This window comes from Streptomyces erythrochromogenes (assembly GCF_040684695.1).
In the GTDB taxonomy this organism is placed as follows: Bacteria; Actinomycetota; Actinomycetes; order Streptomycetales; family Streptomycetaceae; genus Streptomyces; species Streptomyces erythrochromogenes_C.
Genome location: NZ_JBFBGM010000007.1, coordinates 172,658 through 186,947, shown reverse-complemented (window position 1 = coordinate 186,947; position 14,290 = coordinate 172,658). Strand labels below are relative to the sequence as shown.

Below are 14,290 nucleotides of genomic sequence, written 5' to 3'. Positions count from 1 at the left end.
ATCAGGTGCGAGTCGTGGGGGCGCGGCGGGCCAGCAGGGCCTGCACCGCCGAGGCCACCGGCGCGGCAGGTGCGGCGGCCGTGGAAGGCCCGGCAGGTGTCGGCGGCTGGGCGGCGGGCGCCGACGGCCGGCGGCGGGCGGGTCTGGGGCGGGGCTCGGGCGCGGTGGCGGCATCGCTCGCGAGGGCGCCGGCGGACGGTTCATCGGCGGGGAGGTGGATTCGGGTATCGCCGCGGGTGGGCCGGGCTGGCCGATAGGCGCGGCCGCGGAGCTGGCCGCGCCGGGGCGCGGCTAGCATCAGGGCGATGCTCAGCAGGGCGGCCGCCGGGTTGCGGCCGTCGATGTGGAGGTGACGCAGTACGAACGCCACCGCCGCGGGCAGGACCAGGAGGACGGCGACGTCGAGCCAGCCGTTGCCGCCCCAGAGGGGGCGGGTCAGGATCAGGGCGGCGACGGTGGCGACGATCCCGGCGAGCTGGGTGAGGGTGTAGGGGCCGCCGGGCAGCCGGATCCCGCGGCCGCCGTTGACGTCGCGGATCACCCCGTGGACCAGCGGCGCGCGCCGGGCCTTGGTGTAGCAGCGGCCGATGAGCTCGAAGTCCAGGTCTCCCCCGCCGTTGGCGGTGGCCTCGTTCACTGGTCGGTCCGGGCGGCGTTCGGGCCGGACTGGTACTGGACGATGTCCTCGGTGGTCTTGTTCTTGAGGGCGCCCATGTTCGCGGACAGGCCCCAGACGATCGCCGCGAAGATGACGGCCATGATCGTCGGGCCGGGTGCCTTCGTCTTCCAGCCGACGACCACGACGAAGATCCCGCACAGGGCCGGGATGGCCACGTCGAAGATCAGGGCCTTGATGTCGGTGCCGATGCCGGTTCCGGTCTGGATCCAGCCCGCGGCCAGCGTGACGGTCTCGTGCATGACGGGTGCTCCTTCTTCTATGCGGTGGGGGTGGGTGCCGGACCGGGGGCGCCGGAGGCGGCCGGGGCCGGAGTCGGTGAGGTGAGGGCCGGGGCGCCGTCGAGGCTGGCGATCTCCCAGCGGCCGGCACGGGCCTTGAGGGTGAGTGCGTAGGTGAGCGGGAGGCGCACCCCGTCCTGACCGGTCGCCCGGAGGGTGACCAGGAGCCGCAGGGCGGTGCCGTCGCCGGGGACGGAGACGACCGGTTCGCCGCCGGTCTCGCCCTCGACCGCAAGCTGGTCCACCGCGACGCCCGAGTACGGGGCCGGGGACGGCGCGGCCAGGCGGGTGCCGGGGGCGAGGTAGCGGTCGAGCTCGGCACCGCCCTTGGTGAGGTAGGCGGTCAGGAAGCTGGTGACGGCCTGGGTGCGCGGGTCGGTCGGCAGGGCCGGACGCATCGCGCCGTAGACCAGCTCCGGCGTCTTGGCCCGCTCGGGGGCGGCGACCTCCGCCGGCAGCGCGAGCGCGGTGTACGCGGTCGCTCCCCCGGCGCCGGGCGCGGTGGCCACGGGCACCTGGAAGTAGCGCACCGCATCGCCCGCGGCGGCCGGGCTCGGCGAGGCGCCCGGCTGCGTAGACGGTGTGGCCGTGGGCTGTGCGCCGGTGACGCGGGCCGCGACCGTGACCGACCAGACCGCGTTGTCGGTCTGGCGGAGCCGTACGACTGTCAGCTGCTCGCCCTGGTGCTGGCCGGAGACGCCGTCGAGCTGCATGCTGGCGGCCGGCGGGAAGTAGGCGGCGAGCTTGGGCTCGTCGCCGCGGCCGGCGGACAGGTAGGCGGCGACGAAGAGGGTCGCGAACCCGGATGCGCCCTGCCCGCCGGCCGCGGCCGGTGCGGACGGCGCGGTCTTCGGCGCCGGGGCTGCGGACGTCGCGGGGACCGACAGGTAGGCGAGCGCGCCCAGGAGCGGGCCGAGTGCGATCAGGCCCCAGACGAGCCAGCGCATCAGGACAGCCGAGTTGGCCTGCGCTCCGGTCGACCAGCCGGCGACCGAGCCGGCTGCTAGCTCGGGCCCGGTCTCCCCGGCAGTCGGCGGCTGCGGGTCGGCCGGCGCGGCCTGCTTCCGGCGGCCGGTGAGGATGGGGCTCATGCCGTGCCTCCGGCCGAGCGCAGGGTGTTGCCGGCCAGCTCCGCGATCCGGCGCCGGAGTTCCGCTTCGGGCCGACGGCTCAGCGCGGCGAGCGAGGCGAGGACGGGCTCGGCGTCCTCGTCGAGGAAGGCGCGGAGCTTCTCGTGGGTGGTCGTGTCGAAGGGGTGGGCGACGAGGGCGGCGCCGAGGTGGATGAGCAGACGCTGGGCGCGGGTGACGCGCTCTTCGTCGGCGTCCAGCGACGTCGCGGCGGCGGATGTGGTCAAGGCGCATCTCCAAAGGGGGGAGCGGACGGTGGCAGGGGCACAGGTCCGGTTCATGCCGCGGCCTCGGGCTGGAGGGATGCTGTGAGGCGGGCCAGGGCCCGCGAACGCCGACGCTGCCAGGCGCCGGCCGTGGTCCCGGCGCGGGCCGCGGCCTCGGCGTCCGGGAGTCCGGCCGTGATGTGGTGCCAGGCCAGCGCCTGCGCGTCCGCGGTCGACAGGGCGCCGTCGGCCACCGCGTCCAGGAGGAGCTCCAGGAGCTCCAGCCGGGCCGGGGCACTCGCGGCGTCGTCGGCCGGGCCCGCGTGGAGGCGTGCTTCGGCGGCGGCCGCACGGACGGTGCGGGCGCGGGCGATCTCGTACGGTCCCGGAGCCGGGTCGGCGATCTGCTCTGCGGCCGTGAGGTCCTCCCCCGCCGGCTCCTGCTCGGCGGCGAGTTCGGCCAGGACCTGGCGCAGGGTGTCGAGGGTGAGGTTGGCGGCCGGACGGCCGGGCCGGTGGTGGATGCGGCCGGAGCGGGCGACTTCGTAGAGGGCGGTCACGGTCACGTGACCGACGGCGTCGCGAGTGCGGCCGCCGGTCGTACGGACCTGTCCGCGGGTGATGCGGAGGACGGCGGGGAGCATCGCCTGGACGATGACGCGGCCGGCGAGCACGGCCGATCGGTCACGGCCGGCGGCCCGCTCCAGGAGGACGCGCAGGACGGCATCGGTCAGCTCATCGGTCACGCCGTCGGCCGCCGGGCGGAGCGCGGCGAGGAGCTGCTCCGGGGTCAGGGAGCCGGCCCAGGAATCGGTCACGGCCGCGAGCTCGTCGGTCAGCTGGCCATCGGTCACCCAGTCGGTCACGGCCTGGCGCAGGGCGGGATCCGCGCACAGCGCGGCCCAGTCGGCGTCCAGCCGGTCGAAGTACCCGCCGCCGGCGGCGGGGTGCGAAGCGTCGTGCACGGCACGTCTCCTTTCGGATCTCGTGCCGTACACACTCCTCAGACCGGCTTGCCCGAAGGCTTGCCCGCAGCCCTAAAAGCGCAGATGGGAGGCTTGCCCTCTAGCTGGGCAAGCCTCCCGTGACCGATTGGGCAAGCCTGGTGGGGGGTTGGGCAAGCCTCCTCGTGACCGGTCCATGCAACTCTGGGCAAGCCTCCCTGGGTGGTGGGCAAGCCCCCCAATTTGCGGGCCGGGGCTTGCCCAGGAGGCGGGCGCGGAGAGGGTGTGCGTCGGTGACCGATGGCCGCGGACCGGTCGTGACCGGTGACCGATGGAGCCCGGATCGGTCACCGGTCACCGGGCCCGGCATCGGTCACGGGCTGGGCCGGTGACCGGTCACGGGCATCGGTCACGGGCAGGGTTGGGTGACCGGTCACAGCGCCGGCAGCAGGATCGGTCACGGGGGGATCGGTCACGGCGGAGGACGGCCTGGGCAGGCCGGTGGCGGTGACCGACGACCGGTCACCGAGCTCTAACCGGAACGTCGGTCAGCTGCGGCCGACGGAGCGAAGGTGTGCCCGGCCCTGCTGCCGGCGCTGCTCCTCCAGGTGCTTCTGCGCTTCGAGTACGCGGCGCTGACCGGTCTTCGGGGAGACCCCCAGTCGGCGGGCGACCTCGGCACCCGAGAGCTTCGTCCCGGTGCTCTCGGCCTCGGCGAGCCAGTCCGCAACCTGCTCGATCTCGCTGCGGATCGGGTCTGCCTCGGCCGGCTTCTCGGCGTCCTGCTGCCGCGGAACTCGCGCGGTTGCCTCACCCGAGGCGGTCACCTCGGCGACCCAGTCCTGCCCGTCCGGGCCTGCCGCCGCGAGGATGGGCTGCTCGAAGGAACGGCCCGAGGCGGCGGCCGGACCGGGGTCGGTCACCGAGGCCGTCGGCGCGGGCACCGCTGCGGGGGGAAGCGGCGCGGCCTCGACCGGGGCCTCGGCCACGCCGCCCAGGGCCGTCTGCTTCCCGAAGAACGGGTGCGGCTCCCCCACGCTGTGGGGCTGCTCCTCGTGCGCCGGCCGCGGGGCAGGCAGCTCGTCGGCCACCGGCGCCTCGGCGAACGGAACGGCCGCCTCGGGCGCGGGTGCTGCGGGCTGGGCTGCCTGGAGCTCGGCGAGCACCGGCTCCAGTAGGACGTCGGGAAGGAGGCCGCCGGTGTCGTCGGTCAGGCCGTAGTCTCGCGCGAGGAACGCCGCGAACTGCTCCGCGGAGGGGACCGTGTCGTACCGCGCGACGAAGTCTTCTCCGGCCTGGGCCAGGTCGACGAGGACCGGCTCCGGTGCTTCCTCCCGGGCCTCGGGAGTCGCGTCCGCGAGCCCGGCCAGAGATTCCGCTTTCGGGGAGGAGGTGTCCTCGGCGAGGGTCGGGCCGGCCGGAGGAAGTTCGGGTACCTCGACCGCTGCGGTCAATGCCGACTCGGCTGCGGGCTCGGGTGAAGGTTCGGGGGCGGGGCGCGTGAGCAGGACCGGGCTCAGGCCGGCCGCTGTCAGTCCCGCCGAGGCGGTCTGCGCGAGAGGTACGCCGATCCGGGCCAGCCGGAGCGGCATCAGCGCCTCCACCGGCGCCTTGCGGCGCCAGCCGCGCCCGTACCGGGCCTGGAGGCGCGCCTGGTAGACCAGCCGGTCCTGCTCCATGCCGACCGCCTGCTCGTAGCTGCGCAGCTCCCACAGCTTCATACGGCGCCACAGCTTGAACGTTGGGATCGGCGAGAGCAGCCACCGCGTGATGCGGACGCCTTCCATGTGCCGGTCGGCCGTGATGTCCGCGATCCGGCCCACCGCGTGCCGGGCCGCCTCGACGGTGACCACGAAGAGCACCGGGATGACGGCGTGCATGCCGACGCCGAGAGGGTCCGGCCATGCGGCCGCACCGTTGAACGCGATCGTCGCCGCCGTAAGGAGCCACGCGGTCTGACGCAGCAGCGGGAAAGGGATACGGATCCAGGTCAGCAGGAGATCGAGCGCCAGGAGCACGCAGATTCCCGCGTCGATGCCGATCGGGAACACCAGGGAGAAACTGCCGAAGCCCTTCTGCAGCGCGAGCTCGCGCACGGCGGCGTACGAGCCGGCGAAGCCAATGCCGGCGATAATGACGGCTCCGGCGACCACGACCGCGATGAGTATCCGGTGCGTACGAGTCAGCTGGATCGCCACTGGGATTGCCTCGTTCCTCGCGTTGTTGTTGTAGTCACCCTCGCATCAGGAGTCTGTGCGCTCAGGGCAATTTCCTCGAATGATTGTTTGACGCGCCCGGCTGGCTGGGGCGCGGGCCCCGTATTACGCCGTAATACGGGGTGCTGGGATACGCACGGCCGACCTGGCCCGTCCGTCGCTCTCATTACGTCGTAATGAGAGCGACGGACGGGCACGCTGTCGGGCACAGCCGGAGGGAGACACAGTCAATGCCCGCCGTCGTCCCCCGGCAGGCCACGGATGCGCTGGGCAAGCTGCTCTCGGTACTCAGGGGTGCAGCACTTCAGCAGGTCCGCAACGAACGTCTCCGCGTCGCCGACGAGCTGCAGATAGCGGCGGAGCGCCTCGTGGCGCTCGTCCTGAGGGGACGGCTTGCTACCCGGCGGCTCTGTAGAGGTATTGGGTGAGGTCTGCTGCTCGACGGGCGGCTTGGGCGCTTCTGGCGAGGCCTTCGTACGCCGCACCTGCCGATTGACCTTCTGCTCGGCCCTCTGCTTCTTCAGCAGCTCAAGCTTCTTCGCCTGGTCGGCAGGCTCTGCGTTGCCCACCATGCGTAGAAGATCGACCGGCTCTTGGCCTGCCTGGAGCTTCCCCTGCAACTCGGGAGTGAGCTTGAGGAGGGCGAGTCGCTGGGACACCCACCCCTGCGAGCGGTGGAGGCGCTCAGCCAGCGCCTCTTGGGTCCCGTGGACGGCGAGTAGCTGCTGAAGCGCGCGGGCCTCGTCCAGGTGGTCGAAGTCCTTTCGGTGGACATTGGCGACCAGTGCGGACTCCAGGATCTCGTCCGGGTTGCTGCCGAGGTCCTCGTCCAGGACCACTTTGACTTCTTCCAGCCCAGCTTCCCGGGCCGCCGCGAGGCGGGAGTTGCCGTCGATGGCGACGTACTTGGTTCCCTTCTCCAGCTCCTCCTCCATCTCTGGGTGGGCCTCAAGGTAGGCGAGCCGGGACATGATGCTGATGGCGTTCTTCTGCTTGTGGTCACGCAGGCTGTTTGCGAGATCCGTCAAGTCTCCCAATGAGGACCTGGGGTTGAGGGGATTCAAGCTGATCAAGGAAACGGGCAGCTTGACCGTCGGTAGGGCTCCAACGGTCGGAGCCGACGTCGCAGCGTCGATCGCAGCCCGACGGGGGCTGATCGACTGTGCCTGCCTGAAGCTGCTGCCCATACCGAGTGCTGATGCCTTGCTCATGAGATCTCCCTCGCCAGGGCCCGCAGGGCTACCGCCTGGACGCAGTTCGGCGCGTACGCGAGCAGCGCTTGCTTGACGCGTACGGCCTCCTTCTGTTCCTTCAGGTCACCGATCACGCCGACGACCCGCGGGTCCTTCAGGTCCATCCAGCTCTGGAGTGAAGAGGTGGCGATGAACCCTCGCCGGGCGTCGTAGTGGTTCACCACCAGGCCGAGGTACTCCAGCTCCAGAGACATGTCGCTGCGCAGGTCCTCGATCTGCGAGGTAAGAAGGTCGTAGGCGTCTGCGGAGCTGTCCTCGGCCTGGACGACGACCAGGATTCCGGAGTTGCCAGGGTCCTCCCCCTGACGCCGACGACCGTAGTAGGCGGCGGCGTCCATGCTGAGACCGAGACTAGGCGGGCAGTCGACCAGGATCGCGTCGTAGTCGCCTTCAAGAGGGAGGAGGGCCCTCTCCAGGGCGGCCTCGCGAGCACGCACGCCTGACAGCTTCACGTCAAGCAGGAACGCGTCGGTGCACGAGGGGAGTACATGCAGTCTCCCGCCGAAGCGATCGTCGGGAACACCAACGATGAGCTCGCTGAGTGCACCCTTCGCCTCCCCCGCCATGTGTTTGGTGAGGCTGTCGCCGTCGAGGGGCAGGGGGCTCAGGCCAAGCTGCTTGGTCAGGTGACCCTGCGGGTCGAAGTCGACGAGCAGCACGCGTAGCCCGAGGCCAGGCAGGTCCTCGTACTCCAGCCCGGAGATTTCCTCGTCCTCCCGAAGCAGTGCTGCGAGGGCCTTTGAGATGCGGGAGCGATGTAGTTGGTCGGAGTCCTCGGCAAGCGCCTGGCCGACACCGGAGGCGATTGCCGTCTTCCCCACGCCCCCCTTCTGGTTGCACACGATGAGGCGTCGGACGACCACCGGGCGCTGAACGTTGGGCGCGGGGTTCTTGTCCAGCCACACCTGGACGGACTGGGTGAGGCCCTGGACGAGCGACACACCTCGTGCCGTGCAGTCCGAGCGGAATCCCTCCCACTGGCCAGTCGGGAGCCAGGTGGAGAACGACCTGGCGCCGGCCGTCTCGATGGAGGCCAGGTTCGCGCCGAGCCCCCGCCAGGCCGAGATACCTGCCTCGACTGCGTGTTGGATGTCGATGCCGTGCTGTGCAGCCCGTACCCGAAGGTCTCGCTGCAGCGAGGGAGTGAGTCGGGAGACGACCTTCTCGCGAGTGTCTCCATCAGAGGGCGTTGTCATAGTCGACACCTTACTAACACTCAAGATCGATCATGGATGCGACATGTTAGTAAATGGCGAACTGGCTCTGAGGTGTCACCCTGTCAGGCCAGCGGGCCCGTATTACGCCGTAATGACCTCCGCGAGGACGCAGGCCTCCGCAGACGACTGCGCCGTCCCACGTTGGCGGAGATCCAGCCGGTGGTGACGAGGAACGACGAAATCCGACGCCCGTGATGCTTCTACTGCCTTGGCGTCGACGCCGGTGTTGCCAGGGCCACCACGAAGCAGCACCCACGGTGGCCCCTCACGGGCTGTCGTGCAGGGTCGGCTACCTGGGCCTGGGCCGGTTACGGACGAAGCCGACCGAGTCCTTGGGATGTACGCCGAGGCGACGGCAGATGGGGAAGTAGGTCCCAGAGCGGAGACGATCCGCTGGCCCACTGATCCAAGAGGCCGCGGTCTACCAGGTGCAGCCGCTGACTTCGAGCGAACTTGAGTGCTGGACCGGTGAACCGTCCATTGGTTACGAGAACGACGACGTCGCCGCCGTGAACGGGACGGCCGGTGCCGTTGAGTACGTGAAGGTCCGGCGTGCCGACTGCCGCCCCGGAGGCCCCATCGCGGCGGTGCTTGCACTGGATGACCCAGCGACGGCCTTCCGGATCGGTCCCCTTGACGTCGGCGCCGTTATCGCCGGCGCCGCCCACCCGGACGGCATCGTGCGCCCCGTCGCGGCGCATCAGGTCTCGGACTGCTTCCTCGAACTGGCTATGGTGCAGGCCGTCCAGGAAGCGGATGTTCCAGCCTTCCGGCCTACGGCGCCGTCCGGCCCAGGCCGAGAAGCAGCGCCGTCCGGCCTTGACGAGGAGCAGGAACAGCACCCCGACAACGAGGGCCCGGGCGGTAACCACGGCAATGCCGGAGCCGTGGAGCTCCAGCCACTGTCGCGCCTGCGGAACGAAAACGGACGCGAGCGCGGCCGCCGCCAGAAGGGCGCCCGCGTCCGCGCCCCGTCCTCCCCTCCCTCGGCGCGCGGTTCGACGCCCTCGTCCTGGTCGTCGTGGAGCAGCGGAACGCGTCGGGTACCGACGTGCGGTCATGGCCGGCCTTCCTGGAGCGGGGCACGGCGCGCAGCCCCCGGAAGCGCCGGCGAGCAAGCGGCCGCCTCCCACCGGACGGTGGGAGTCTGCGACCAGCCTCCTCAGAGTGGCTTGCCCAAAGGCTTGCCCTCCTCCCGAAAGGACGCAGGGGAGGCTTGCCCAACGAGAAGCACCGCGAGGGGTCTAGCCGGGCGTCCGAGCGTCTATTGCGCTATGGGGACGCGGATCTCGTTGCGGATGGTCGCCGTCTTCGCGGCGAAGGCCTCAAGGTCGAACGCGGCTGGCGGCTTCTTGAAGTCCACGGTCTGGGACACATGCACCACGGCCGATCCGTCGGCCCAGGAGCAGTCGGGTTCCCAGGTCGTGCCGAACTGGTCGACCTCTTGGACGATCCGGCAGGACACGGGCTCTGAGGAACCCTGAGGGGTAATCGTGCGAGGACCGATGATCACGGTGGAGCGCCTGTCTGGGACGCTGGTCCGGCGGTCGAGAATTCTCAGGAACTCGTCGCGGGCTGTGACTGGGTTCAGCACGGTTCCGTACACCCCGGTCACCGCGAGCACAGGCCCCGACGTTGCCGTGGTTCGGTCGGCCGGCTGGTAGGCGGCGAAGGCGGAGACGCCGTGCTCGATCTGGCCCGAGAGCATCGTCGGAATGTTCTGATCGGGCGCCGAATGGTCGGACTCCGTGAAGACGCCCTTGAGTACTGCTTTGGGCATCTCCAACCGGTAGGGGCCCGCTGGCACCGAGCTCTGTCCCAGGCCGCTCGTCGGAGGGATCACACTTTCCCCACCCCCACCACAGCCAGCCAGCGCCGCCGTGAGCATGACTGCTGCGCCCGTCTTGAGATGTCGCCTCACGTGTCTCCCCCACCTCTGTCAGTCCGACATGATCACTTTGCCATGAGGCGGCTTGTCCGGCGATGCGCCTCACGGCCGGGCGGGTGGCGTCGGGCGTGACCAGCAGCGGTGCGCGGTCCGAAGGGGCGCGCTCAGTCGGACTGCGGCCCCAGGACACTCATTTGCCGTAATCGGCGGCCCCTCCAGGGGTCGGAAACGCCACGAGGGGCCGCCTACAGGCCTCTCGGGTGATCAGAGGTCGATCCATACCAGGCATGCCGAGTTCGTCGACTGTAGGGCCCATTCTGGGCGTCGCTTTTCGGGACTGATTGCCTAATTTGCCGGGTTGGCTCCCTGGGTAGATCGTCTTGCCCTGTGAGCTCCCTGATTGGGGAGCCGTCGTCGTGGTCCGCTACGCCCAGCGCATGTCGAGGGCCGACAGCTCCTCGACCCGCTGCACCGACAGCTTTCCAGCCTTGACGCGCTGCTGGCTGATCCAGGCACCGAGCCGCACCGCTTCACCATCGACCTCTTCAGTGTGGCTGCGCGGTACGTCAAGGTGCCCGACGCGGGCCCGGTACTGAGCTGCCGCCCGGAGGTTGTGCGCCCACAGCTCCTCGCGGGTCCGCTTGGCGGACGCGGGAGCCGGCGTGACGCCCAGCGCGGCCAGCAGCTCCTGCTGCTCCCCCGCCAGCTTCCCGAAACCGTGGCGCTGCGTGGCAGCCCAGCGGCCGAGGTCCTCGCCGTCCTCGACAAGGAGGCCGGCCCCTTCCGGGAGTACACCGCCGGCGCGGACGTGGTGCTGGGCGAGACGGAAGGCCCGCTGCCAGTCGATGCTCCAGGCCGGGCACCAGCCCGGGTCGATCTCCGCAAGCGCGGCGCGGCGCTCGGGGGATAGCGGTGTCTTCGCCCGGCGGGCGGCGGCGCGCTGGTTCTTCAGCCACCGGCCGACGGGGTAGCCGTCGAGGGCCGCGTCCACGGGGGCGGCCAGGCCGACGCCGGACTCTGCGGCCCAGGCGGCGGCCGCGACCAGGCCCTCGTCGAAACGGGCGTCGAAAAGGCTCCAGCGCATTCCGAGTTTCTCCAGCTGCACGATCCGGCTGCCGTCGAGAGCGCCGGCCTTGTAGTGGCGGCGGCAGTCGGCGATCCAGACGCCGAGCGGGAAGCCGGCGGGGGACCAGTCGGCGGGGGTGCGGAAGCCGTACGGGACGCGGAGGTCGTCGTGTTCGGCGCGGTAGCGCTGGGCGGCCTGGAGGCTGCGGCGCCACTGGACTCGCTCCGGGTTGAGGACCCGCAGCTGGACGAAGCTGGCCAGCTGGCGTGCGTCGCGGGGCTTCGAGAACCGCAGGAGCTCGCGGGCGGGTGCGCTCACTGCGGCCTGCTCGTCGTCCGGTGCACCCTCGTGGTCGGCGGGCACGGAGCCGGGGGTGTCGGTGCGTGCGGGGGTCGGGGTGCCCGGGTTGGTGAGATGCTCGATGCGGCTGTCGTGGGCGCGCAGCGCGGCGAGGAGCTTGGCCAGGCCCGCGTACGCGGGGGAAGTGAGCATCGACTCCGCGCTCTCGCCGGTGGCGAGGAAGGCCGGCACGAGGAGGGTGGCCATCTTGCCTTCGCCGGGGTGCATCCGCAGGGCGCGGCCGACAGCCTGGACCAGGTCCGGCATCGAGCCGCGGACGTCGCAGAAGATGACGCCCTCGCATTCCCGGGTGTCGACGCCCTCGCCGAGGACCTTCACGCTGGCGATGAGGGAGAGACGCGCGTCCTGTCCGCTGTCGGTCAAGCCGGCCGCGAACTGGGCCAGTACGTTGCGCCGGTGGGCCGGCTTGTGCTCGCCGTGCAGCCACTGCGCCCACACGCCGGTGTCCTCCTCCGATTCCTGCTCGCCGTCCTGACGGCGGAGGTCGCGAGCCTTGTCGGGCAGCCCGACGGCGAAGGCCTCGGCCTCGGACACCCGCTGATGGAAGGAGAGCACCCGGCGCAGACCCTCTTGCTCGGCAGCCTTCAGGGTGGCCGTCTGGAGGGCGCCCAGGCGCAGGCCGCGGACCGCTTCGGAGTCCTGGCCGGCGGCCAGCAGGGCGGCGTTGAGCTGGTGGTCCTGCACGTCCACGACCACCACCTGATACGGCGCGACGATCCCGGCCTCGATCGCGGCGTCCAGCGGCAGGCGGTACGCGACGCGGCCGAACAGGCCGTCGGGGTCATCGGTCATGGAGGCGACGAGCTCGCCGTCCTCGTCGTCGCCGTCGCCAGCGGACCAGACCCGCGGGGTGGCGGTCATGTAGAGGCGCGCGGCGGCCGGGATGCGGGCGTTGTCGTGGACGACGGCCCAGGGCTTGCCCGCCCGGCCGCTGGTGCGGTGTGCCTCGTCCACCACGATCAGGCCCCAGGCGGGCAGGCCGGCTTCGTGGGCTGCTTCCAGGATTCCGTTGCCGAGGGAGGCGTACGTCGCGAAGACGGTGACGCTCTCGTGCCCGGCCGCGGTCTGCCGCACCAGGGTGTGCGGGTCGGTGGTGTGCGGGAAGCCGGCCTCGTGGGAGTCGAGGGAGGACACCCCGACGAAGGCGCCGGTGCGGCCGCCGTCCCGCCAGGCGCGGGCCGTCTGGTCGAGGAGGTCCAGGGAAGGGACCAGGACCAGGACGTGCCCGCCGCCGAGCTGTTCGGCGGCGCGTACGGCGACGAGGGTCTTGCCGCTGCCCGTGGCCATGATGACCTGCGTCCGCAGGCCGGCAGCGGGGAGCTCGGCGGGGGAGCGCGGGGTGAGTTCCTCGACGGCGCGGGCCAGGGCCTCGCTCTGGTGGGGGCGCAGCGGGGGAGGGGTGCGGGTGTCAGCGTGGGTCATGTGCTCGCCTTGCTCTCGGGGCCGTGGGGCCGGGCGGCGCTCGGGACGGAGGAGGGTGGGTGGTCGGGGCAGAGGTCGCGGCCGTCGCGTAGCCTGCGCCACCCGCGGGCGCGCAGCCAGGCGCGCAGCGCCCGGTGGTGGGGCATCGTGACGGGAGCGAACCACTCCTGATCACAGTCGTCGTTGCTGTTACTCGGGCCGGTCCAGTCGCACTTGATGGTCGGAATGATTCCGGCGGTCACGACCGCGCGTTCCCGGCCCAGATCGCGTACTCCTGCCGGACGTAGCCGCGGGGGTCGGCCTTCCATGCAGGGTGGTCGATGGCGAGGGGCCCTATGGTCGTGCCGTTCGCGGCGTCGAAGGCGAGGAGCTTGTCGAAGGTCTCCTGGACCGACGTCTGGACCTTGCCGTCGGCGGGGTCCGCGCCCAGGGTCTGCCGGTCGGTGAGGGCCGCGCGGCGCAGCAGCCAGTCGCGGTCGCTGATCCGGCCGGCGCGGCGCAGCCGCATGATCTCCTCGGTTTCCTCCTGGGTGTTGGGAGCGTCGGGGTAGGCCGTGTCGGCGGAAGGTGGGACGTCGGTCATCTTCGACTCCGTTCCTTGAACTCGCAGTCGGTGACGCGTCTTGGCCGCGAGCGGTGTGGTCTTGCGTGAGAGCTTGACACCCCCAGTATGCATCCATTTCAAATGCATTTCAAGAGAATGCTTTTAGGGGTCCCTGGGGTCCGTTGAGGTACTCCCCAGGCCCCACCCAGAGGGTCGGTGCCTGCGTACGCGGGCCCACACGGCACCGCGCCACGACGACTGGTTCAGTCCAGGTCGTCCCAGGTCCATGGCGCCGCAGCAGTGCCGTCTGGCTCACGTCCGAAACGGAACCGCTTCGAGTTTCCACCGCTCATGAGGAACTCGTCGAAGTGTCCTGCGGCTGGAAGCCTCTCGGTCAGCGTGGCCAGCTGCTTCTCTGCTCCCATCTTTCCCAGCTCGTTCATGAGCTGGCTGGCGGATGGCTGGCCGGTGATGGCAACGCCAGTGGCGGCTCGCTCGGCCAGCACGGCAGCCTGTTCGTCCGCCCCGGCCTTCCGCAGCGCCTTCAGCAGTGCTGCGACCTCGTCTGGGTGGTCGAGGACCACGTGGATGGCGGGCTCGCGGGCCAGCAGAGTGGTGACCTGTCCATTCGCTCCGGCCTTCCGCAGCACCCTCAACAGTGCGGCGATCCCGTGCGGATCGTCCAGGAGGACGTCGGCGGCGGCTCGCTCGGCCATCGCGGTGACCTGCTCAATCACACCCGTCTTCCACAGTACCGCCAGCACCTGGGCGACCCGAAACGCCTGGACGGCGGAGTCACGGGCCAGCAATGCGGTGACCTGCTCACTCAGCCCGGCCGTCTGTAGCACCTCCAGCAGTGCCGCGTGATGGTGGTGCGGGTGGTCGAGGGCCGCGCCGGTGGCGGCTCGCTCGGCCAGAACGGTGAGTTGCGCACCTGCCCCAACCTTGTGTAGCGCCTTCAGCAACTCGGCGACGCTGTCCGGGTCGTCGAGGGCCGCGCCGGTGGCGGCTCGCTCGGCCAGAACGGTGAGTTGCGCACCTGCCCCAACCTTGTGTAGCGCCTTCAGCAACTCGGCGACGCTGTACG

The 14,290-nt window shown here is 71.0% G+C and carries 14 protein-coding genes; all 14 read right to left on the bottom strand.

What is annotated here, in order from left to right:
* Window position 1: 1 nt before the first annotated feature.
* Window positions 2–637 carry a hypothetical protein gene (locus AB0O53_RS14230; protein ID WP_365195549.1) on the bottom strand — a complete coding sequence of 212 codons (636 nt, stop codon included), beginning with the start codon at window positions 635–637 and terminating at the stop codon, window positions 2–4.
* Window positions 634–918: a hypothetical protein gene (locus tag AB0O53_RS14225; protein ID WP_365195546.1), complete on the bottom strand. Its 285-nt coding sequence runs from the start codon at window positions 916–918 to the stop codon at window positions 634–636. Before AB0O53_RS14225 ends, AB0O53_RS14230 begins: the two co-directional genes overlap by 4 nt.
* 17 nt (window positions 919–935) lie before the next feature.
* On the bottom strand, window positions 936–2,048 hold the full coding sequence (locus AB0O53_RS14220; RefSeq protein ID WP_365195543.1) for a conjugal transfer protein: 1,113 nt from the start codon (window positions 2,046–2,048) through the stop codon (window positions 936–938).
* Window positions 2,045–2,314 carry a hypothetical protein gene (locus AB0O53_RS14215; RefSeq protein WP_365195542.1) on the bottom strand — a complete coding sequence of 90 codons (270 nt, stop codon included), beginning with the start codon at window positions 2,312–2,314 and terminating at the stop codon, window positions 2,045–2,047. The genes AB0O53_RS14220 and AB0O53_RS14215 overlap by 4 nt, the downstream gene beginning before the upstream one ends.
* Window positions 2,315–2,364: 50 nt before the next feature.
* On the bottom strand, window positions 2,365–3,258 hold the full coding sequence (locus AB0O53_RS14210; RefSeq protein ID WP_365195539.1) for a hypothetical protein: 894 nt from the start codon (window positions 3,256–3,258) through the stop codon (window positions 2,365–2,367).
* 527 nt (window positions 3,259–3,785) lie between these two features.
* On the bottom strand, window positions 3,786–5,429 hold the full coding sequence (locus AB0O53_RS14205; RefSeq protein ID WP_365195720.1) for a DUF2637 domain-containing protein: 1,644 nt from the start codon (window positions 5,427–5,429) through the stop codon (window positions 3,786–3,788).
* A 251-nt stretch (window positions 5,430–5,680) separates the two neighbouring features.
* A complete protein-coding gene (locus tag AB0O53_RS14200) occupies window positions 5,681–6,664 on the bottom strand; it encodes a ParB/RepB/Spo0J family partition protein (protein WP_365195536.1) in 984 nt (327 codons plus the stop codon).
* Window positions 6,661–7,902, bottom strand: coding sequence for a ParA family protein (locus AB0O53_RS14195; protein WP_365195533.1), 1,242 nt, complete (start codon window positions 7,900–7,902; stop codon window positions 6,661–6,663). The genes AB0O53_RS14200 and AB0O53_RS14195 overlap by 4 nt, the downstream gene beginning before the upstream one ends.
* Before the next feature lie 329 nt (window positions 7,903–8,231).
* Window positions 8,232–8,765 (bottom strand): restriction endonuclease, encoded by a 534-nt coding sequence (locus tag AB0O53_RS14190; protein ID WP_435886650.1) that lies wholly within the window; start codon window positions 8,763–8,765, stop codon window positions 8,232–8,234.
* A 422-nt stretch (window positions 8,766–9,187) separates the two neighbouring features.
* Window positions 9,188–9,703 (bottom strand): hypothetical protein, encoded by a 516-nt coding sequence (locus AB0O53_RS14185; protein WP_365195527.1) that lies wholly within the window; start codon window positions 9,701–9,703, stop codon window positions 9,188–9,190.
* 532 nt (window positions 9,704–10,235) lie between these two features.
* On the bottom strand, window positions 10,236–12,659 hold the full coding sequence (locus AB0O53_RS14180; protein WP_365195524.1) for a DEAD/DEAH box helicase: 2,424 nt from the start codon (window positions 12,657–12,659) through the stop codon (window positions 10,236–10,238).
* Window positions 12,656–12,901 carry a hypothetical protein gene (locus AB0O53_RS14175; RefSeq protein ID WP_365195521.1) on the bottom strand — a complete coding sequence of 82 codons (246 nt, stop codon included), beginning with the start codon at window positions 12,899–12,901 and terminating at the stop codon, window positions 12,656–12,658. Before AB0O53_RS14175 ends, AB0O53_RS14180 begins: the two co-directional genes overlap by 4 nt.
* Window positions 12,898–13,242, bottom strand: coding sequence for a hypothetical protein (locus AB0O53_RS14170; RefSeq protein ID WP_365195518.1), 345 nt, complete (start codon window positions 13,240–13,242; stop codon window positions 12,898–12,900). Before AB0O53_RS14170 ends, AB0O53_RS14175 begins: the two co-directional genes overlap by 4 nt.
* Before the next feature lie 224 nt (window positions 13,243–13,466).
* Window positions 13,467–14,290: hypothetical protein (locus AB0O53_RS14165; protein WP_365195515.1), on the bottom strand; the 824-nt coding region annotated here is incomplete at its 5' end.

What these genes read in the sequence shown, in the direction of transcription:
- AB0O53_RS14225 (WP_365195546.1), bottom strand. Translation starts at nt 918, where the DNA reads ATGCACGAGACCGTCACGCTGGCCGCGGGCTGGATCCAGACCGGAACC.
- AB0O53_RS14220 (WP_365195543.1), bottom strand. Translation starts at nt 2,048, where the DNA reads ATGAGCCCCATCCTCACCGGCCGCCGGAAGCAGGCCGCGCCGGCCGAC.
- AB0O53_RS14200 (WP_365195536.1), bottom strand. Translation starts at nt 6,664, where the DNA reads ATGAGCAAGGCATCAGCACTCGGTATGGGCAGCAGCTTCAGGCAGGCA.
- AB0O53_RS14195 (WP_365195533.1), bottom strand. Translation starts at nt 7,902, where the DNA reads ATGACAACGCCCTCTGATGGAGACACTCGCGAGAAGGTCGTCTCCCGA.
- AB0O53_RS14185 (WP_365195527.1), bottom strand. Translation starts at nt 9,703, where the DNA reads ATGCCCAAAGCAGTACTCAAGGGCGTCTTCACGGAGTCCGACCATTCG.
- AB0O53_RS14180 (WP_365195524.1), bottom strand. Translation starts at nt 12,659, where the DNA reads ATGACCCACGCTGACACCCGCACCCCTCCCCCGCTGCGCCCCCACCAG.
- AB0O53_RS14170 (WP_365195518.1), bottom strand. Translation starts at nt 13,242, where the DNA reads ATGACCGACGTCCCACCTTCCGCCGACACGGCCTACCCCGACGCTCCC.